Raw genomic sequence first — 19,741 nt, 5'->3', positions numbered from 1 at the left:
GACGCCCTGTCGTACGGCGTGGCGGTCAGTCCTCCGGGGGCCTCACCGTCGCGCCGGGTGCCTCACTCCTGTTCGCAGCGCCTCCCGTCGCACGGCTTGTCGCAGTGGTCGTCACCGTGCTTGTCCTGGTGCTTGCCGTCGCACCGCTTGTCGCAGTCCTTGCCGTGGCACGGACGGTCGCAGTGCTTCCCCTTGCAGGGCTTGTCACAGTGCTTGCCGTGGCAGGGGCGGTCGCAGTGCTTCCCCTTGCACGGGCGGCAGTCCTTGCCCTTGCAGGGACGGCAGTCCTTCCCCTTGCACGGCTTCCGCTCCTTGACCTGGACGGTCGCCTGGGACGGTGCGGAGCGGACCCCGCCGTCGGCGGTGGCCACCGCGGTGTTGGTGACCTTGCCGCGCTCCGCGTCCTCCTTGGTGACGGTGTAGGTGCCGGTGCAGGTGGTGCTGCCACCCGGCGCCAGCGTGGTCGCCCGGCAGGTCACGTCGGAGACCCGGTCGTCCTCGACCGCGACGCCGTGCAGCGTCGTGGTCCCGGTGTTGGTGACGGTGTAGGTGTACGTGATCCGGTCGCCCACCCGGTAGGTGCGGGAGGTGTCGACGGTCTTCTTGATCGACAGCCGGGGCTCGTTCCGCCCGACCTGGACCTCCGCGCTGTCCGGCGGCGATTCCACCGTGGTGCCGTCGGACTGGCCGTGCGCCACCGCCGTGTTGGCGACGTGCCCGGCTTCCGCGTCGGCGCCGGTCACCGTGTAGCTGCCGGTGCAGGTGGTGCTCTCACCCGGGTCCAGCGTGGTCGCCAGGCAGGCGATCCCGGAGACCCGGTTGTCGGCGACGGTCACGCCGCTGATCGTGGTGTTCCCGGTGTTGGTGACCCGGTAGGTGTAGGTGATCCGGTCGCCCACCGCGTAGGTGCGGGAGGTGTCGACGGTCTTGTCGATCGAGAGTCCGGGCCGGTCGGCCACGGTGTCGATCCGGGCGCTGTCCGGCGGCGACTCCACCGCCGTCCCGTCGGACCGCCCGTGCGCCACCGCCGTGTTGGCCACGCTCCCGGCCGCCGCGTCGGCGGCGGTCACGGTGTACGTACCGGTGCAGGTGGTGCTCGCCCCGGGCGCCAGCGTGGTGGCCTCGCAGGTGATCCCGGAGACCCGGTCGTCGGCGACGGTCACACCGTTGATCGTGGTGTTGCCGGTGTTGGTGACGCTGTAGGTGTACGTCACCTCGTCACCGACGCGGTACGGGTGCGAGGAGTCGACCGTCTTGTTGATCGACAGCCCGGGCTCGTTCCGTCCGACCTCGATCTCCGCGCTGTCCGGCGGCGACTCCACCTCGGTGCCGTCCGACTGTCCGCGGGCCACGGCGGTGTTGCGCACCTGCCCGGCGTCCGCGTCGGCGGCGGTCACCGTGTACGTACCGGTGCACTCGGTGCTCTCCCCGGGGGCCAGCGTGGTGTCCTGACAGGTGATCCCGGAGACCCGGTCGTCGGCCACGGTGACGTTGTCGATCGTGGTGTTCCCGGAGTTCCGCACGGTGTACCGGTAGGTGACGGTGTCACCGACCTGGTACGGGTGCGAGGAGTCGACGACCTTCTGGATCTCCAGCCCCGGCTGGTTGGGGACCACGTCGATGGAGGCGTCGTCCGGCGGCGACTGCACGGTCGTCCCGTCGGACCGCCCCTGGGCGAAGGCCACGTTGGTGACATTCCCCAGATCCGCGTCGGCCCTGGTCACGGTGTAGGTGCCGGTGCAGGTGGTACTCGCGCCCGGCGCCAGCGTGGTGGCCTGGCAGGTGATCCCGGTCGCCCGGTCGTCGGTGACGGTGAGGTCGTCGAGCGTGCCGTCCCCGGTGTTGGTGACCGTGTAGGTGTAGGTCACCTCGTCCCCGACCTCGTACGGGTGCGAGTCGTCGACGCTCTTCGTCAGGCTCAGCGAGAGGTCCGAGGCGACCGCGATGACCGCCTGGTCCGGCCCGGATTCGACCGGGGTGCCGTCCGACGTCCCGTGGGCGACGGCCGTGTTCGTCACCGACCCGGCCCGGCCGTCCGCCTCGGTGACGGTGTACGTCCCCGTACAGCCGGTACTCGCGTCCGGGGCCAGCGTGGTGGCCTCGCAGGTGATGCCGGTGACGTGGTCGTCGGAGACCCGGATGTCGTTCAGCGTGGTCGGACCGGTGTTGGTGACGGTGTAGTGGTACGTGACCTCGTCACCGACGCGGTACTCCCGGCCCTCGTCGGTCGTCTTCTCCAGCCGCAGTCCCGGCCCGCGTTGGACCGGTAGCGTCACTTCGTCCGGTGGGGAATCCACCGGCCCTTCGGGTCCCGTGCCGTGGGCGACGGCGGTATTGGTCACCGACCCGGCCTCGGCGTCCGCGTCGGTGACGGTATAGGTGCCGGTACAGGTCATGCTCTGGCCGCTGGCCAACGTGGTCTGCGGACAGGTGATGCCCGGGACGTGGTCGTCCGTGACGTTCACCTCGTTCAGCGTGACATTGCCGCTGTTGGTGACGACGTACTCGAACGGCACCTGCTGACCCGGCGTCAGCGGCTGCGGGACCTCGGTGGCCTCGGAGACCTGCTTGACGAGGTTGAGCTCCGGCAGCGCCGCGGCCGGGTGCACGGTGACGTTCCGGATCAGATGGACGTCGGTGAAGTCACCGGTCGATCCGGCGAACCCGAACTTGTAGGTGCTCGGCACCGGGTTGGGCGCCGGGGTGGAGAGCACCTCCTGGGTGCCGTTGCCGTCGTGGAAGTCGATCCAGACGGTGACGACCGGGTTCGGCGCGGGCGAGACCTCCACGGTCACGGTGCGCCGCGACGGCTCCAGCAGCGCCTCGGCCTCGGCGGGCGTCGCGCTCGGCGGCATCGCGGTGGTCGGCCCGTGCAGCTGGCCCGGCAGCGTGGAGGGCCAGGGTCCGGTGGTGGAGAAGTTGCTGGTGGTGGCGTCCAGGAAGCAGTAGCCCTCGGTGCCGTGACCCGGTCCGCGCAGCGTGACCATGTTCGCGCCCGGGGCGGGGACATGGAACCCGGTGCCCGCCGGGGACCGCTGCGTACAGCCGTTGCCCCGGTGCTCCCAGTCGCCGAAGAAGTTCCCCAGGACGTCCAGACCGACGCCGAGGTAGCCGCGGTTGACGCCCGGCAGGAACGGCTGCCCGGGATCGTCGTTCGGCAGCTTCTGCGCATAGCCGAGGCTGCCGCCGAACGCGCCCGGCGCGTCCAGCGTGGCCGCGCCGTCGATGAGGAAGAACGAGATGCCGTCGGCCGGCGGGTTGGTGGTGTTCCCGTACTGCCACTGGTCGAACGTGGTCACCAGGCCCTGGTTCGCGGGGAGGGCGTGGTTGTACAGCGCCGCCGCGGACCGGTCGTGACCGGCGTCGGTGAGGTTCAGATAGCCGTGCGGCGCACCGTCGTTCGGCGGTACGGGACCGACCTCGTTCGTCGGGCAGCCGCCGAGCGGATGCGTCCCCGGACCGGGTGCGGGGGCGGAGGGCGCGCCGGTCAGGCACGCGTTCCCGAACCCTTCGAACTCCGGGTCCGCCGTGGCTCCGGTGAACGTCTCGTTCACCAGCGGTACGCCCGCCCCTTGGGCATGGGCGGCGGTGGCGGGCATGCCGAGCGTCGCGGCCACCATGCTGAGCACACCCAGCAGGGCCATGGCCCATCTCCGCGCCCGGCTGTGCCACCCGCTTTCGCCATATACCCGATATCTACGTTTCAGCATCATGCGGGGAACGTAGATATTTATCCGCTTTGCGGGCATCAGTACACGCACTTACCTCTGCTTTATCCACACCCATGGTGGTACGCGTCCCCTTTTGTCTGACCGGTTCCCCGGGGCGCCCCGGGACGGCACCGGACCGCCCCGCCCACCACGGCGCCACCCCCGCACAACCCGCACCCCGCAAGGCTTCCGCGGCCCTCCGCCCGCCTGCCGCCCGCGCCCGCCGGGCCCTTTTCCGGGCCGTGCGGAAGGCATGACGTTCCGTACCGCCCTTCCCGGTACGGCGGCACCACGGGATTCACAGAACGTTTCTCCCGGGCCGTTCACCGGTATCTGCCGGAAAAGGACACGGACGGCATTCCGCGATACGGCCCGGAGCGCGGAAAGCCCCGGCCGATTGTCGGTGGTGCCGCCTAGGCTGAAACGCATGACATCCGCCGCCCGCGCCCGCCGGTACGACGGCAGGAAGACCCGCGCCGCCGTCCTGGCCCAGCTCGACCACGTCCGCGCCGCCGTACGCGCCCTCACCCCCGAGCAGTTCGCCCTGCCGACGCGGCTGGGGGAGTGGACGGTGCGCGAGCTGGTCGCGCACCTCTCCATGGCCACCGGCAGCGTCGCCCGCGGCCTCGAACTGCCGCCGCCGGCCCGGGCGGAGGCCACCCCGGCGCAGTGGCCGCACGCCTCCGCCACCTTCGCTGCCTCGGTCGACGACCGCACCCGCGCGCTGGCCGCCGCCCACGACCCGGTGGAGCTGCTGGAGCGCACCGCCGAGGAGTTCGCCCGGGTCGTCGAGGAGGATCCGGCCGAGCGGGTGGTCGCGGTCCGGCCCGCCGCCATGCGGCTCGTCGACGTCCTCGCCACCCGCTGCGTCGAACTCGTCGTGCACACCGACGATCTCGCCGCCGCGCTCGGCACCGAGATCCCCTACGACCGCCAGGCCCTCGCCACCGCCACCCGCCTGCTCGCCGACGCGCTGGCCGCCGCGGCGCCGGGCGGATCCGTCGAGGTCCGCGTCCCGCCCTTCGCCGTCGTCCAGTGCGTCGAGGGCCCCCGCCACACCCGCGGCACCCCGCCGAACGTCGTCGAGACCGACCCGCTGACGTGGATACGCCTGGCCACCGGCCGGACGTCCTGGTCCGAGGCGCGGGACGCCGCGAAGGTCACCGCCAGCGGCGAGCGCGCCGACATCGGCGGGTATCTTCCGATCCTGTCCTGAAAGACCGTTGCCGTCCCCGGCGTAGCGCATCTCACACCCGCCCGCGGCCGCCCGCCCGGGGCGCGGCGCCCGGTCGCCTCCCGCCCGTCCGCCGGGGCCGCGCCCCGGCCGGTGCGTCCGCCCCGCGCCGTACCGCCCGAGGCCAGACGCCCCAAGGGGTGTGGCCGCCGCGCCGCCCGGTGCGCGGCCCCGGCGGGCGGGCGGCGCACCGGACCGGCGCACGGCCGTCGCGCGCCGCTCACATGCAGGCATCCGGCCCACCGGCCATCCCCGGTTCGGATGAATCAGCGACCTGCCCTAGACTCAAGGCGTGCCTCGTGGTGACGGACGACTCAGCCACGACCTGCTCCCCGGCGAGAAGGGCCCCCAGGACGCTTGCGGCGTCTTCGGTGTCTGGGCGCCGGGCGAAGAGGTCGCCAAACTCACCTATTTCGGGCTGTACGCGCTGCAGCACCGTGGACAGGAGTCCGCGGGCATCGCAGTGAGCAACGGCTCGCAGATCCTCGTCTTCAAGGACATGGGCCTGGTGTCCCAAGTCTTCGACGAGACCTCGCTCGGCTCCCTCCAGGGCCACATCGCCGTGGGCCATGCCCGCTACTCCACCACCGGTGCCTCGGTGTGGGAGAACGCCCAGCCGACGTTCCGCGCCACCGCGCACGGCTCGATCGCGCTCGGCCACAACGGCAACCTGGTGAACACCGCCGAGCTGGCGGATCTGGTCGCGGCCCTGCCCCGCGAGGGCGGCCGCGCGACCCAGGTCGCGGCCACCAACGACACTGACCTGGTCACGGCGCTGCTCGCCGGTCAGGTCGACGAGGACGGCAAGCCGCTGACCGTCGAGGAGGCCGCGCCGCGCGTCCTCCCGAAGGTCAAGGGCGCCTTCTCGCTCTGCTTCATGGACGAGCACACGCTCTACGCCGCCCGCGACCCGCAGGGCATCCGCCCGCTGGTCCTCGGCCGTCTGGAGCGCGGCTGGGTGGTCGCCTCGGAGACCGCCGCGCTGGACATCTGCGGCGCGTCCTTCATCCGGGAGATCGAGCCCGGCGAGATGGTCGCCATCGACGAGAACGGCCTGCGCGCCACGCGCTTCGCCGACGCCCGCCCCAAGGGCTGCGTCTTCGAGTACGTCTACCTCGCCCGCCCGGACACCGACATCGCCGGCCGCAACGTCTATCTCTCCCGTGTGGAGATGGGCCGCAAGCTGGCCGCCGAGGCGCCCGCCGAGGCCGATCTGGTGATAGCGACGCCCGAGTCCGGCACCCCGGCGGCCGTCGGCTACGCCGAGGCCAGCGGCATCCCGTACGGCTCCGGACTGGTCAAGAACTCCTACGTCGGCCGGACCTTCATCCAGCCCTCGCAGACCATCCGGCAGCTCGGCATCCGCCTCAAGCTCAACCCGCTCAAGGAAGTCATCCGCGGCAAGCGCCTGGTGGTCGTCGACGACTCCATCGTCCGCGGCAACACCCAGCGCGCCCTGGTCCGCATGTTGCGCGAGGCCGGTGCCAAGGAGATCCACATCCGGATCTCCTCGCCGCCCATCAAGTGGCCGTGCTTCTTCGGCATCGACTTCGCCACCCGCGCCGAGCTGATCGCCAACGGACTCACGGTCGACGAGATCGGCAAGTCGCTGGGGGCCGACTCCCTGGCGTACATCTCCATCGACGGCATGATCGAAGCGACCACGATCGAGAAGCCGAAGCTCTGCCGCGCCTGCTTCGACGGCGAGTACCCGATGGAGCTGCCCGACCCCGAGCTGCTCGGCAAGCACCTCCTGGAAGCGGAGAGCGCGGGCGGGGCCAAGCCGGATGTCGACGGCGTCGGGACGCTGACGGCCGGTGTCGGTGGCGCCGATGCGCTGCGCCGTCCGTAGCCTGCACACCCATCACACGAAAGTTCTGGGCCATGCCTCCTGAGTCCTCCGAGCCCGCGCGCACCAGCGGCGCCAGCTACGCGGCCGCCGGTGTCGACATCGAAGCGGGCGACCGCGCCGTCGATCTCATGAAGGAGTGGGTGAAGAAGGCCACCCGCCCCGAGGTCGTCGGCGGGCTCGGCGGCTTCGCCGGTCTCTTCGACGCCTCCGCCCTCAAGCGGTACGAGCGCCCGCTGCTCGCCTCCGCCACCGACGGCGTCGGCACCAAGGTCGACATTGCCCGCAAGATGGGCGTCTACGACACCATCGGCCACGACCTCGTCGGCATGGTCGTCGACGACCTGGTGGTCTGCGGCGCCGAACCGCTCTTCATGACCGACTACATCTGCGTCGGCAAGGTCTACCCGGAGCGGGTCGCGGCGATCGTCAAGGGCATCGCCGAGGGCTGCGTCCTCGCGGGCTGCGCCCTGGTCGGCGGCGAGACCGCGGAGCACCCGGGTCTGCTCGGCGTCGACGAGTTCGACGTCGCGGGCGCCGGCACCGGTGTCGTCGAGGCCGATCAGGTCCTCGGCGCCGACCGCATCCGCAGCGGCGACGCGGTGATCGCGATGGCCTCCTCCGGACTCCACTCCAACGGCTACTCGCTCGTCCGCCACGTCCTCTTCGACCGCGCGGGTCTCGCCCTCGACCGGGAGATCCCGGAGTTCGGCCGGACCCTCGGCGAGGAGCTGCTGGAGCCCACCAAGATCTACTCGCTGGACTGCCTGGCGCTGACCCGTACGGCGCCGGTGCACGCCTTCTCGCACATCACCGGCGGCGGTCTGGCCAACAACCTCGCCCGTGTCATCCCCGACGGACTGCACGCCACCGTCGATCGCTCCACCTGGACCCCGGGCGCGGTCTTCGACCTGGTGGGCTCCGCCGGTGCGGTCGAGCGCCTGGAGCTGGAGAAGACGCTGAACATGGGCGTCGGCATGATCGCCGTCGTCCCGCAGGAGTCCGTGGACGTCGCCCTGACCACCCTCGCCGACCGCGGCGTGGACGCCTGGGTCAGCGGTGAGATCGTCGAGCGCGGTGACCACGCCGAAGCGGTGACCCTGACCGGTGACTACGCGGGCTGACGCGCCGGTCGCCGGGGCAGCACAGAACCCGGTCCGAGGTGAGACACCCCGGACCGGGTCCGTGGAGAAGCTGTGCGCGCCGTGAGCGGATACACAGAGGCCCGCAGAACAACCGCGGGTGGATTCCCGCGGAAGTGTCTACGGTGCGTCGTCAGGCGCGGCGACGATGCTGGGACGAATCTTTCTCGTCCTCGTCATCGTCGTCGTTATACAGGTCGGCGTACCGCGCGTACGGGTCGTCGTCCTCGTCATCCTCGAACGGCTCGCCGTTCGGCGGCTGCTGTGCCGGCTGTTGCGGCGATGCACCCAGCTCTTCGGCCAGGCGTGAGAGATCAGTCCCACCGCTGTTGTACTTCAGCTGGCGGGCGACCTTCGTCTGCTTGGCCTTGGCCCGGCCGCGCCCCATGGCTCGACCCCCTCAACGACGGGGCTCGACGGCCCCAGAGTCTTGACACGCGTTCATGATTCAGAGCGGACTCTCGACAGAGAGACCGGTCCGTAGGGCTTCAACGGTACCTGCTTCCGCGGCCATACGGTACGTCGCCCGCATCACCCGCCGCTCGGCATGACCTGCGAGGCGCCCTGTCCGCGCTGGTCAACTGCGATTTTAACCCGTCCCTTGCGGCGACCCGCCGACGGGTGGTGAGAGAAGTCTCCCCGGCCCCTGTCGACGGGTCTCCCAATGGGCGATTTTCGGCCAGATTTCGGGCACCGCCGGGGTGCCCGGCCGCGCCCGCCGACGTTCCGACGCGGCGGAGGGTGTGTTTCCGGCCTTAGGCGCGGAAACACACCCGAGGCGTCCGGGTGACGGCGTCAGCCGCGCCGGGCCTCCGCCATCCGCTGCTCCGCCAGCCGGTCCGCCGCGGCGACCGGCGGGATGCCGTCGGCCTTCGCACGAGCGAATATCGCCAGCGTGGTGTCGAAGATCTTCGCCGCCTTCGCCTTGCAGCGGTCGAAGTCGAAACCGTGCAGCTCGTCCGCCACCTGGATGACACCGCCGGCGTTCACGACGTAGTCCGGCGCGTAGAGGATGCCCCGGTCGGCGAGGTCCTTCTCGATACCGGGGTGGGCGAGCTGGTTGTTCGCCGCGCCGCAGACCACCGTGGCGGTCAGCGCGGGCACCGACGCATCGTTCAGCGCACCACCCAGTGCACACGGGGCGTAGACGTCCAGCCCCGGCGTACGGATCAGCGCCTCGGTGTCGGCCACCGCGGTCACCTGCGGATACGCCGCGAGCACCCGCTCGACGGAGGCGCCGCGCACATCGGTGACGACGACCTCGGCGCCGTCCTCGACCAGATGCCCGACGAGGTGGTACCCGACCTTGCCGACGCCCGCCACCGCGACCTTCCGGCCGCGCAGCGTCGGGTCGCCCCACAGGTGCTGCGCCGAGGCGCGCATCCCCTGGAACACGCCGTACGCGGTCAGCACCGAGGAGTCACCGGCGCCGCCGTTCTCCGGGGAGCGGCCGGTGGTCCACCTGTTGGTGCGCGCCACGACGTCCATGTCCGCGACGTAGGTGCCGACGTCGCAGGCGGTGACGTACCGGCCGCCGAGCGAGGCGACCGCGCGCCCGTAGGCGAGCAGCAGCTCCTCGGTCTTGACCGTGTCCGGGTCACCGATGATCACGGCCTTGCCGCCGCCGTGGTCCAGCCCGGCGAGGGCGTTCTTGTACGACATCCCGCGCGAGAGGTTGAGCGCGTCGCGCACCGCCTCCTCCTCGGAGGCGTACGCGTGGAAGCGGGTGCCGCCGAGGGCCGGGCCCAGGGCGGTGTTGTGCAGCGCGATCACGGCCTTGAGGCCGCTGGCGCGGTCCTGGCAGAGCACGACTTGTTCATGGCCGCCCTGCTCGGTCCGGAACAGGGTGTGCAGGACGCCTTCGGCGGGGGGTGTCCCCGGGGCGGACTGCTCGGCGGAGGAAGGACGTACGTCGGTCACGGTGGTGACTCCCATAGGCCGGGGAGGACGCCCTCCTGTGGGGTGGGGAGGGCCGGTCGGGAAGAGCGTAAGACCTCCGGGACCCGAAGATCGGCCGGGTCCACGGGATCACCCACTCGTGGGGGACGGACGTGCGACGATTTGCCGTGTCCCGGGCCCGCCGGTGGCCCTGACCCCCGGTAACTCCCGGTGGCGGACTTCCGATTGAAGGAGCGTGCGTGGCCTTGGCGTCGTCGGTGACGGTCCCGTACGGGGCATACCTGCGGGTCTACGAGCCGCTGGCGGCATTCCCGGAGCCGGAGCGCTCCCACTGGGCCCGGTACGCCCGCCGCGAGTCCACCCCGACGGCCCAGGACGAGCAGCGCAAGGCCCTCGCCGACCTGTTGCCCACCCCGCCCGTCCCGGTCCCGGTGCACGAGAGCGCCGACGCCTTCGTCGCCCACCTCGACGACGTCCCCTGCATCTGCCCGTGGCGCACCCGGCTGCGCGGCTGGCAGGCGCTCCAGGATCTGCCGGAGCTGCTGCCCGCGCCGGTGCTGGACGCCGCGCTGCCCCCGGTGGTGCGCCGCCAGGCCGCGACCGACTACGAGGAGTGGCAGGAGCGCAATCCGGACGCCCGCCCCTGGATCCGCGGCGCCACCTGGCACGTCCCGGTCCGCTGGTTCGTCCTCTTCGACGACGCCGAGCGGGAGTACGAGCCGAAGGGTGCCGACGGACCGCTGCTGCGCTACCGCACCCCGATGGTCGAGGCCCGCCGCCGGGTGGCGCGCGGACTGCGGACGCTGCGCGACGCCCTGGAGGAGGGGCCGCTGATCGACGGCCTGCTGGACGTGGGCCGTTGGCTGGAGGAGTTCCACCCGCGCTCCCTGGTGGAGTTGGACTACGGCGGGCTGGTGCACGCGGTCTCCGGCGAGCTGCTCGCCGAGGACCGGTCGGCGGCGGAGGTGGCGGAGGGGCTTGCCGCACTTCGCGACGGCGACGGCGAGCGCGCGGGCGCCGCCTACGAGAAGCTGAGCGACCGCTGGCGCTCGGTGCGCGAGCGGCAGTTCTCCAGCTGACCTCCCGGTGGGCTCCGATCGGCCGGGGCGGACCGGCCGGAGCGGGCGAGCGGGGCGCGGTGCCGGGGCTTCCGTGGTGCCGCGACCGGATCCCGGTGGGCGTCCGGGCGATGCTTCCGCGACAAGAGATGATCTTGAAAGCGGGCGTCGTCGCGTAGGCTGGTGTTCTCCAGGACGTAGGTCCCGATCCGGGCGTTTGCCTCAGCAGTGACCTAAAGCACTGACAACGGGCCTTGCGCCCAAGCCGTCTCCTCGTGCCAAAATAGGACAAGGAGTCTGACTTGGGCTCCTCCGTCCAACTTTGGGTGGATAGATCGGTATTGCGCTCCTTGAGGGGTCTAGTGACGCGTGATCACCCTGTGACTGATCGTCACGGTGGCGTGACTGTCCGCTATGACATGGTCCATCGGCTTCCGTCGAGGTTGAACACCTGAGAGGGCAATTCCATCGGTTTGGCCGACGTGGCTGGACGGATGGTGTAGTTGTAGTGCCGAGGACAAGCCGTTCGTCCTATAACCGACTCGGCCCGCGTCCGCCATTTCGGGCAACGCGGGTCAAGGTGCAGAATTTAGAGGAAAGAACCGTGATGGTTCGGTTCTCCCGAGGAGGCCGCTCATGACCGCTCGCACCCCTGACGCCGAGCCGCTGCTTACCCCCGCCGAGGTCGCCACGATGTTCCGCGTGGACCCGAAGACGGTGACCCGTTGGGCCAAGGCAGGCAAGCTCACGTCCATCCGCACGCTCGGAGGACACCGGCGTTACCGCGAGGCTGAGGTCCGCGCACTGCTCGCGGGCATTCCGCAGCAGCGCAGCGAGTCCTGAATAACCGCATAGCCGGGCTGTTTTCGGGCCCCCCAACCCGAGAAGCGCCCCTGCAACACCCCTAGCTTCACCACGCTCCACACAGCTCCACTCGACGCGGCGCCCGCCCCAACGGGCCCACACCCGCAGCAGCCGGGTACGTCATCGATCGCGCTGGACTCCGCCGGGTCCAGCGCGATCTTTTTTGTGCGCGCGCTCACGGGCCTCCCGGCGGCGCGGACCGTCGTCCGCTCCACCGTGCCCACCGGCGCCCTTGCGGGGTGCCTTCATGGGCTCTGAGGGGTGCTCCGCGCACAGACCTTGCGGTCTCCTTTGGGGTGTCCTGAAGGGTGGTGCAATTGCACATATTAAATGGACCAGTTGTAGGGCGGGGGTAAGTTCCCCACTTCTGGAAACTTGTACGGTGACACCCGTCACACGGCGAAGAGGTTGAAGCTCCACTTGCCTCTGCGGTAAAGGCCGGATTGTCCGACGCTCTGTCACCAACCTCCCATGGCAAGGGAGATGGCGTCGGCTTCTCGGGTCACCGGACGGCGGGACTTCCGGCCCGCGCCGCGTGCGCCTGTGAGCGCCTACGGCGCCATCGGAGCGGATCCGGACGCCGAGCCTCCTGAACGGCCCGTACGCGGCCGCTGAGCCGCCCGGGCTCGGCCGGGGCGGAGGAGCGGACCCGCGCGCCGTCCCCGGCCACGGATCCCGCCGCCACGGAGAAACCGACCGCGGTACGGAAACGCGTTCCGGAACGGGGTGATGGCGTGGCGGCAGGAGGCGGCTCTCCGGCCGCGTGGCGGGAAAGGCGAGGCGCGCCCGTACGGCATGCGCGCCCGTACGGCGCGCGGGCCGTCGGCGCGGGAAACGAAGAACGGCCCGCATCCTTGTCGGATGCGGGCCGTTCTGCTGCGGTCCTGACGGGATTTGAACCCGCGGCCTCCACCTTGACAGGGTGGCGAGCACTCCAAACTGCTCCACAGGACCTTGCTGCCGCTTCCGCTTGCGCGGTCGCTGCGAAGCAAGACTCTACAGCAGGTCAGGGGGTGCGGTCGAACCAGGCTCCGGGTGATGCCCCGCCCGGCGTACGGGGTGGACCCTGCGCCCCCGTATGTGCCGGTATGCACCGTTCCCGGGGCCTCTTCGGCGGGCGCTCCCGGAGCCCGGGTGCCCGCCGTCGCGCCCCGCCCCGGGCTACGGCGCCGCCGCGTCGACCGCCTTGACGATGCGCTTGTCGGACACCGGATAGGCGGTGCCCAGCGCATGGGCGAAGTAGCTGACCCGCAGCTCCTCGATCATCCAGCGGATCTCCCGCGCCGCCGCCGGGACCGGACGGCCCTGGGGGAACTGTTCGAGGAGCCAGCCGTACTCGTCCTGCATCTCCTTGACCTTCGCCATCCGCGCGCGGTCGCGCTCGGCGTTCGTCGGGAGCTGCTGGAGACGGCGGTCGGCGGCGACCAAGTAGCGCATCAGGTCCGGCAGCCGCTTCGCGCCGTGCGCGGTGACGAAGCCGGGCCTGATCAGCGCCGCCAGCTGTTCCTTGATGTCGGTGAGCGACGGGAGCAGCGAGGGGAACGAGGTGTCCTTCAGCCGCCGTTCGCACGCCTGCCAGGCGGCCAGCACCTCCTGGACCTGCCCGATCGTCGTCATCGTCGCGTCCACCAGATCGGCCCGGACGCCGTCGAAGAGCTTCCGGAACGACTCCTCGTCCCAGGCGGGGCCGCCGCGCGCGGCCATCAGCCGGTCGGCGGCGGCGGTCACGCAGTCGTCGAAGAGCGCCGGGATGGAGCCGTGCGGATTGCGGGACAGGGCCAGCTTCTGCTGGTTGCTCAGCTTCGACTGGGCGAACTTGGCGGGGTTGGAGGGGATGTTGAGCAGGATGAGACGGCGGGTGCCGGCCCACATCGCGGTCAGCTGCTCCGCCTCGGTGTCGAAGAGCCGCACGGCGACGCTGCTGCCCTCGTCGACCAGTGCCGGGTACGCCTTCAGTGGCTGGCCGGCCCGGCGGGTCTCGAAGGTGCGGGGCAGGGTGCCGAGCGTCCAGGACGTCAGGCCGGTGCGCTGCTCCGGGCCGGGCAGGGCCGGACCGTCGTCCTTGGTGCCCTTGCCCTCGCGGGCGGGGCGGTCGGCGGCCTGCTCGAACGCCTTGGAGATCGCGGCGCGGGTCTTCGGCTTGAGCTGGAGCCGCAGCGCCTCCAGGTCCTTCGCCTCGGCCAGCTTGCGGCGCCGCTCGTCCACCACCCGGAAGGTGATCTTGAGGTGGTCGGGGACCTTGGCGGTGTCGAAGTCGTCGGCGGCGACCGGGACGCCCACCATCCGCTGGAGCCCGGCGGCCAGCGACGCCGTCAGCGCGCCCTGGAGCGGGACGGTGGTGTCGAGGAAACGGGCCGCGAAGTTCGGCGCGGGCACGTAGTTACGGCGGATCGGCTTGGGCAGCGAGCGGATCAGCTCCGTCACCAACTGCTCGCGCAGGCCCGGGATCTGCCAGTCGAAGCCCTCGGACGCGACCTGGTTGAGCACCTGGAGCGGGATGTGGACGGTCACGCCGTCCGCGTCCGCGCCGGGCTCGAACTGGTAGGTGACCTTGAACTTCAGCTTTCCCTGCCGCCATGAATCGGGATAGTCGTCCTTGGTGACGGCTTCGGCCGATTCGTTGATGAGCATCGAATGCTCGAAGTTGAGAAGCTCCGGCTCCTCCTGCCGCTTCTTCTTCCACCACGCGTCGAAATGCGCACCGGAGACGATGTCCGCCGGAATGCGCTGGTCGTAGAAGTCGAAGAGGGTTTCGTCGTCGACGAGGATGTCGCGGCGGCGGGCGCGGTGCTCCAACTCCTCGACCTCGCCGAGGAGTTTGCGGTTGTCATGGAAGAACTGGTGGTGCGTACGCCAGTCACCCTCGACCAGGGCGTTACGGATGAACAGATCGCGGGAGGTCTCCGGATCGATCCGACCGTAGGCGACCTTGCGCTGCGCGACGATCGGGACGCCGTAGAGCGTCACCCGCTCGTACGCCACCACCGCCGCCTGCTTCTGCTCCCAGTGCGGCTCGCTGTAGGTGCGTTTGACCAGGTGCTGGGCGAGCGGCTCGATCCACTCGGGCTCGATCCTGGCGTTGACGCGGGCCCACAGCCGGGAGGTCTCGACCAGCTCGGCGGACATGATCCAGCGCGGTGGCTTCTTGAAGAGCGCGGAGCCGGGGAAGACCGCGAATTTGGCGCTGCGGGCACCCAGATATTCGTTCTTCGCGTCGGTGTCCTTCAGGCCGATGTGCGAGAGCAGACCGGCCAGCAACGACGTATGGATGTGGTCGGGTGCCGCATCCTGCTCGCTCAGATGAATTCCCATGGTCTTCGCGACCGAACGCATCTGGGAGTAGATGTCCTGCCATTCACGTATGCGCAGGTAGTTCAGGAATTCATTGCGGCACATACGGCGGAAGGCGGAGGAGGAGAGCGCCTTCTGCTGTTCGCGCACATAGCGCCAGAGATTCAGATACGCCAGGAAATCGCCGGTCTCGTCCTTGAACCGGGCGTGCTGCTGATCGGCCTGCTGCTGCTTGTCGGCGGGCCGCTCGCGCGGGTCCTGGATGGAGAGCGCCGCGGCGATGACCATGACCTCGCGGACGCAGTTGTTCCGGTCGGCCTCCAGCACCATCCGCGCCAGCCGCGGGTCGACCGGCAGCTGGGAGAGCTTGCGGCCCATCGGGGTGAGCCGGGGGCCGCCGCCCTTGGCCGGAGCCTTCGCCGCGCCGCCGGAACCGCCCTTCGTACGGGCCTCCAGCGCGCCCAGCTCGTGCAGCAGATCGACGCCGTCCTTGATGTTGCGGCGGTCCGGCGGGTCGATGAACGGGAACTTCTCGATGTCGCCGAGGCCCGCGGCGGTCATCTGGAGGATGACGGAGGCGAGGTTGGTCCGCAGGATCTCCGCGTCGGTGAACTCGGGACGGGTGAGGAAGTCGTCCTCGGAGTAGAGGCGGATGCAGATGCCGTCGCTGGTCCGGCCGCAGCGGCCCTTGCGCTGGTTGGCGCTGGCCTGCGAGACCGGCTCGATCGGCAGCCGCTGCACCTTGGTGCGGAAGCTGTAGCGGGAGATCCGCGCCATACCGGGGTCGATGACGTACCGGATGCCGGGCACCGTCAGGGACGTCTCGGCGACGTTGGTGGCGAGCACGATGCGGCGGCCGGTGTGGCGCTGGAAGACGCGGTGCTGCTCGGCGTGGGAGAGGCGGGCGTAGAGCGGCAGCACCTCGGTGGCGCGGAGGTTCTTCTTGTTGAGGGCGTCCGCGGTGTCGCGGATCTCCCGCTCGCCGGAGAGGAAGACCAGGATGTCGCCGGGGCCCTCGGCCTGCAGTTCGTCGACGGCGTCGCAGATCGCGGTGATCTGGTCGCGGTCGCCGTCGCTGCCGCCCTCCTCCAGGAGCGGGCGGTAGCGGACCTCGACCGGATACGTCCGGCCGGAGACCTCGACGATCGGGGCGCTCGGCGCCTCCTCGCCCTCGGCCGGGCGCGCCGCGCCGGGGCCGACCGCCGCGAAGCTGCCGAAGTGCCGGGCGAAGCGCTCCGGGTCGATCGTCGCGGAGGTGATGACGACCTTGAGGTCCGGCCGCTTGGGCAGCAGCTGGGCGAGGTAGCCGAGGAGGAAGTCGATGTTGAGGCTGCGCTCGTGCGCCTCGTCGATGATGAGGGTGTCGTACTGGCGCAGCTCACGGTCGGTCTGGATCTCGGCGAGCAGGATGCCGTCCGTCATCAGCTTGACGAGCGTCTCGCCGCCGACCTGGTCGGTGAAGCGGACCTTCCAGCCCACCGCCTCGCCCAGCGGGGTGTCCAGCTCCTCGGCGACCCGCTCGGCGACGGTACGGGCCGCGATCCGCCGCGGCTGGGTGTGCCCGATCAGACCGCGGACGCCGCGCCCCAGCTCCAGGCAGATCTTGGGGATCTGGGTGGTCTTGCCGGAGCCCGTCTCACCGGCGACGATCACGACCTGGTGGTCGCGGATCGCCGCCAGGATCTCGTCCTTCTTCTGGCTGACCGGCAGCTGCTCGGGATAGCTGATCGCGGGCACCGCGGCACGGCGGCGCGCGACGCGCTCCTCCGCCTCGGCCATCCCCTCGGCGATCTCGGCGAGCACGGCCGCACGGGCCTCGGGCTTACGGATCCGCCGGGCGCCGTCGAGCCGCCGCCCCAGCCGCTGCTGGTCGCGCAGCATCAGCTCGGGCAGCCGCTCCAGGAGGGCGGGGAGCGTGGGCGCGGCCGCGGACACGGCGGAGGCGCCGTCGGGCAGGGCGGAGGCAGGCTGACTGGACATACGGATCCCAGGATCTCACCTCCCCGATTCGACTGGCGAACGATTTGCCGCAGCGGCCGGGCGCGCGCCGCGGCCACGGTGGGCGGGGCACGGCGGCCCACCCGGCGGGCAGCCGCGCCCGCACCCCGTTCTCCGGTGCCCCGCCCCGCAGAGGTATGTCCGCATTACGTGCTTTAGCGTGTTCGCATGGCTGATCAACACGGCGCCCACGGCCCGGACGGCACGCCCGCGGACGACGGGACGGGGCCGCGGGACGACGGCGACGTGCCCGGTGGCGGCGGGGGAGCCGCGCACGGCGCCCACGGCAGACCCCCGACCGCCGCACAGCGCTGGCGTGCCTTCAAGGCGTCGCCGTTCCTCCCCGCCTGCGTCCTCCTCTTCATCCTCGCGGCCGCCGCCGGACTCTTCGCCGGCTCGTACACGTACGCCATGGCCAACCCGACGCCGCGCCATGTGCCGATGGCGATCGTCGGGGCGGAGACCGCGCCGGGCGGCGGCCCCTCGCGCGAGAAGCTCTTCGCCGACGGCATGGAGAAGGCGCTGAACGCCTCCCTGCGGCTCACCGCGTACCCGACGTATGCGCAGGCCAGGAAGGCGGTGGAGGAGCAGCGGGAGTTCGCGGTCGTGCGGCCGCGCGGGCCGGGTGTGGAGCTGGACGTGGCGGGCGCCGCGGGCGCGTCGGTGGCGGAGCTGCTGGCCACGGCGGGTCCGAAGGTGGGCGCGGAGGTCGGTGTGCCGGTCCGCGTCCAGGACATCAAGCCGCTCCAGAAGGGCGACCCGCGGGGCCTGGCGCTCTTCTACATCTCGCTCGCCGCGGTGATCGTCGGCTTCGTCGGCGCGATCCAGCTCAGCGTGCACGCCCGCGGCCTCAACCCGGCCGAACGGATCGCCTTCACGATCGCCTACGCGCTGCTCGGCGGCTTCGTCATCGCCGCCGTCGTCGACTGGTGGCTGGGCGCGCTCCACCTGCCGTTCGTGCACTCCTGGCTGATCCTGTCGTTCACGATGTTCACGACCGGCATGGTCTTCACGATGTTCAACACCCTGATGGGCCGGTGGGCGATGATCCCCACCTGGGGCGTGATGGTGCTGCTCGGCAACCCGTCCTCGGGCGGCGCGGTCTCCTGGCCGCTGCTGCCGTCGGCGCTCGGCCACATCGGTCAGTGGCTGCCCCCGGGCGCGTCGGTCAACGCCCAGCACAACGCGGTCTACTTCGGCGGCTCCCAGCACCTCTTCCCGTACCTGGTGCTGGCCGGGTGGTCGGTGGTCTCCTGCACGGTCTTCTGGGTCTGGCGCCACCGCCATCCGGGCGGCCGCGACACGGAGAAGCCCCCGGCGCACGCGGCGGAGTGACGGCGTCCGCACACGAAGAAGGCCCCGATCCGAAGATCGGGGCCTTCTCCCAATGGGTGTGGCTGGGGCCGGGGTCGAACCGGCGACCTATCGCTTTTCAGGCGATCGCTCGTACCAACTGAGCTACCCAGCCACAGCGGTCCTGACGGGATTTGAACCCGCGGCCTCCACCTTGACAGGGTGGCGAGCACTCCAAACTGCTCCACAGGACCTTGCATTGCGCGGAACGACCTGAGCCATTCTTGCACACGGTGTTGCGTGCCCCCAACGGGATTCGAACCCGTGCTACCGCCTTGAAAGGGCGGCGTCCTGGGCCACTAGACGATGAGGGCTAATTGGCCCGCCTTGGCGTCGTTACCGGCGCCGTCGGGGACGTGAGAAGCATATGGGATGGGGGGACGGTTCGCCAAAACGGTTGACCCGGTGCGGCCGCGGCGGCCTGCGGTGGGGTGCCGTGGTGCGTGCCGGGGGCGGTTCCGGTGCGTGCCGGGGGCGGCGGGGCAGGGTGTCGGGGGCTGACAATGGGCCCGTGCTGGAAATGACGCGCGAGGAGTTCGAGGAACTGGTCGCCGAGGCGCTCGACCGGATCCCGCCGGAGCTGACCCGGCTGATGGACAACGTGGCGGTCTTCGTCGAGGACGAGCCGCCGTCCGACGACCCCGATCTGCTCGGGCTCTACGAGGGGACGCCGCTCACCGAGCGCGGTGAGTGGTACGCGGGGGTGCTGCCCGACCGGATCACCGTCTACCGCGGCCCGACGCTGCGGATGTGCGACAGCCGGGAGGACGTCGTGGCCGAGACGGAGGTGACGGTGGTCCACGAGATCGCCCACCACTTCGGCATCGACGACGAGCGGCTGCACGCACTCGGGTACGGCTGAGCCGCGCGGGCCCTTCCCCGGGCGGCCCGGTCGTGCCCCGGGCGGTGGGTTCCGGCCGTGGTGGGGGTGGGGACGCGCCAAGGATCGGCGTCGTCCGGCGCGTGTCCTCGGGCGGGGCGCGGGAGTTGGGCAGGGCGTCCCCCGTTCTCCCAGCCGGCCGCGCCGACGCCTGCCGCAGTCCGCGCCCCGGGCCCGGAGGTCCGCCCGTGCGACCGAACCCCGCGACGCCCGTGCTCCCGGCGGGTACCGCCCCGCCGCTCCCCGAGGTGCCGCGCGCCGCGCCAACGCCCGCCTCCCGTAAGGAGGGTGGGCCCGTGCGCCGGGCCGTGGCCGCGGCGGTGGTCGCCGCGTCGCTGACCGCCTCGATCGCCGGGTGTGTGAGCGTCACCGGCTCCGGTCCTGCGCCGCGGCCGGGTGGCGGGACCGTTCCGCACGGCGATACGGACGGGAAGGCGCCGCGTGCGCCGGGCGGGCTCACGGT

Annotated in this window: 11 protein-coding genes and 4 tRNA genes; 7 read left to right on the top strand and 8 right to left on the bottom strand. The window is 71.1% G+C overall.

Features of this window, described 5'->3' with window-relative positions; genetic code table 11:
- Positions 1-62 precede the first annotated feature (62 nt).
- Positions 63-3,644, bottom strand: coding sequence for a DUF7507 domain-containing protein (locus IF23_RS0116500; RefSeq protein WP_030284312.1), 3,582 nt, complete (start codon positions 3,642-3,644; stop codon positions 63-65).
- A 493-nt stretch (positions 3,645-4,137) separates the two neighbouring features.
- Here IF23_RS0116500 and IF23_RS0116495 point away from each other — a divergent pair, with 493 nt between their 5' ends.
- From IF23_RS0116495 to purM, 3 genes are all read left to right on the top strand, one after another.
- Positions 4,138-4,926, top strand: a complete 789-nt coding sequence (locus tag IF23_RS0116495) for a maleylpyruvate isomerase family mycothiol-dependent enzyme (RefSeq protein ID WP_030284310.1) — start codon at positions 4,138-4,140, stop codon at positions 4,924-4,926.
- Between the two features lie 310 nt (positions 4,927-5,236).
- A complete protein-coding gene (gene purF, locus IF23_RS0116490) occupies positions 5,237-6,796 on the top strand; it encodes an amidophosphoribosyltransferase (RefSeq protein WP_030284309.1) in 1,560 nt (519 codons plus the stop codon).
- 32 nt (positions 6,797-6,828) lie between these two features.
- Positions 6,829-7,917: a phosphoribosylformylglycinamidine cyclo-ligase gene (gene purM, locus IF23_RS0116485; RefSeq protein WP_030284306.1), complete on the top strand. Its 1,089-nt coding sequence runs from the start codon at positions 6,829-6,831 to the stop codon at positions 7,915-7,917.
- 151 nt (positions 7,918-8,068) lie between these two features.
- On the opposite strand, the gene IF23_RS0116480 is transcribed toward purM, so the two are convergent.
- Entirely contained in the window at positions 8,069-8,323 is a 255-nt protein-coding gene (locus IF23_RS0116480) for a DUF3073 domain-containing protein (RefSeq protein WP_030284304.1), read from the bottom strand.
- 407 nt (positions 8,324-8,730) lie between these two features.
- Positions 8,731-9,870, bottom strand: a complete 1,140-nt coding sequence (locus IF23_RS0116475) for a Leu/Phe/Val dehydrogenase (RefSeq protein WP_030284302.1) — start codon at positions 9,868-9,870, stop codon at positions 8,731-8,733.
- 203 nt (positions 9,871-10,073) lie between these two features.
- On the opposite strand from IF23_RS0116475, the gene IF23_RS0116470 reads away from it, so the two are divergent.
- Together IF23_RS0116470 and bldC are read left to right on the top strand one after the other, a co-directional pair.
- A complete protein-coding gene (locus tag IF23_RS0116470) occupies positions 10,074-10,913 on the top strand; it encodes a DUF8083 family protein (RefSeq protein WP_030284300.1) in 840 nt (279 codons plus the stop codon).
- 615 nt (positions 10,914-11,528) lie between these two features.
- On the top strand, positions 11,529-11,735 hold the full coding sequence (bldC, locus tag IF23_RS0116465; RefSeq protein ID WP_003980577.1) for a developmental transcriptional regulator BldC: 207 nt from the start codon (positions 11,529-11,531) through the stop codon (positions 11,733-11,735).
- A 900-nt stretch (positions 11,736-12,635) separates the two neighbouring features.
- Here the strand turns inward: bldC and IF23_RS0116460 are convergent.
- Together IF23_RS0116460 and hrpA are read right to left on the bottom strand one after the other, a co-directional pair.
- Positions 12,636-12,710, bottom strand: a tRNA-Asp gene (locus IF23_RS0116460).
- 207 nt (positions 12,711-12,917) lie between these two features.
- Positions 12,918-17,027, bottom strand: coding sequence for an ATP-dependent RNA helicase HrpA (gene hrpA / locus IF23_RS0116455; RefSeq protein WP_030284298.1), 4,110 nt, complete (start codon positions 17,025-17,027; stop codon positions 12,918-12,920).
- A gap of 186 nt (positions 17,028-17,213) precedes the next feature.
- Between hrpA and IF23_RS0116450 the strand changes: the two genes are divergently transcribed.
- Entirely contained in the window at positions 17,214-18,380 is a 1,167-nt protein-coding gene (locus IF23_RS0116450) for an ABC-2 transporter permease (protein ID WP_245654997.1), read from the top strand.
- A gap of 59 nt (positions 18,381-18,439) precedes the next feature.
- Here IF23_RS0116450 and IF23_RS0116445 read toward each other — a convergent pair.
- The 3 genes from IF23_RS0116445 to IF23_RS0116435 all read right to left on the bottom strand — a co-directional run bounded on the left by IF23_RS0116445 (position 18,440) and on the right by IF23_RS0116435 (position 18,712).
- Positions 18,440-18,513: transfer RNA gene (locus IF23_RS0116445), tRNA-Phe, on the bottom strand.
- A 4-nt stretch (positions 18,514-18,517) separates the two neighbouring features.
- Positions 18,518-18,592: transfer RNA gene (locus IF23_RS0116440), tRNA-Asp, on the bottom strand.
- Between the two features lie 47 nt (positions 18,593-18,639).
- Positions 18,640-18,712 (bottom strand) — tRNA-Glu (locus tag IF23_RS0116435).
- 197 nt (positions 18,713-18,909) lie between these two features.
- Between IF23_RS0116435 and IF23_RS0116430 the strand changes: the two genes are divergently transcribed.
- Positions 18,910-19,260, top strand: coding sequence for a metallopeptidase family protein (locus IF23_RS0116430; protein ID WP_030284295.1), 351 nt, complete (start codon positions 18,910-18,912; stop codon positions 19,258-19,260).
- The last annotated feature ends 481 nt before the right edge of the window (positions 19,261-19,741 follow it).

Origin of the sequence: Streptomyces catenulae (assembly GCF_000718015.1) — a bacterium.
GTDB lineage: Bacteria > Actinomycetota > Actinomycetes > Streptomycetales > Streptomycetaceae > Streptomyces > Streptomyces catenulae.
Note: the sequence above shows the minus strand (reverse complement) of the source record. Positions and strands in the feature narration are given on the sequence as shown.

Coding starts and splice junctions, on each gene's coding strand:
- IF23_RS0116500 (WP_030284312.1), bottom strand. CDS start 3,644: ATGGCCCTGCTGGGTGTGCTCAGCATGGTGGCCGCGACGCTCGGCATG.
- IF23_RS0116495 (WP_030284310.1), top strand. CDS start 4,138: ATGACATCCGCCGCCCGCGCCCGCCGGTACGACGGCAGGAAGACCCGC.
- purM (WP_030284306.1), top strand. CDS start 6,829: ATGCCTCCTGAGTCCTCCGAGCCCGCGCGCACCAGCGGCGCCAGCTAC.
- IF23_RS0116480 (WP_030284304.1), bottom strand. CDS start 8,323: ATGGGGCGCGGCCGGGCCAAGGCCAAGCAGACGAAGGTCGCCCGCCAG.
- IF23_RS0116475 (WP_030284302.1), bottom strand. CDS start 9,870: ATGGGAGTCACCACCGTGACCGACGTACGTCCTTCCTCCGCCGAGCAG.
- bldC (WP_003980577.1), top strand. CDS start 11,529: ATGACCGCTCGCACCCCTGACGCCGAGCCGCTGCTTACCCCCGCCGAG.
- hrpA (WP_030284298.1), bottom strand. CDS start 17,027: ATGTCCAGTCAGCCTGCCTCCGCCCTGCCCGACGGCGCCTCCGCCGTG.
- IF23_RS0116450 (WP_245654997.1), top strand. CDS start 17,214: ATGGCTGATCAACACGGCGCCCACGGCCCGGACGGCACGCCCGCGGAC.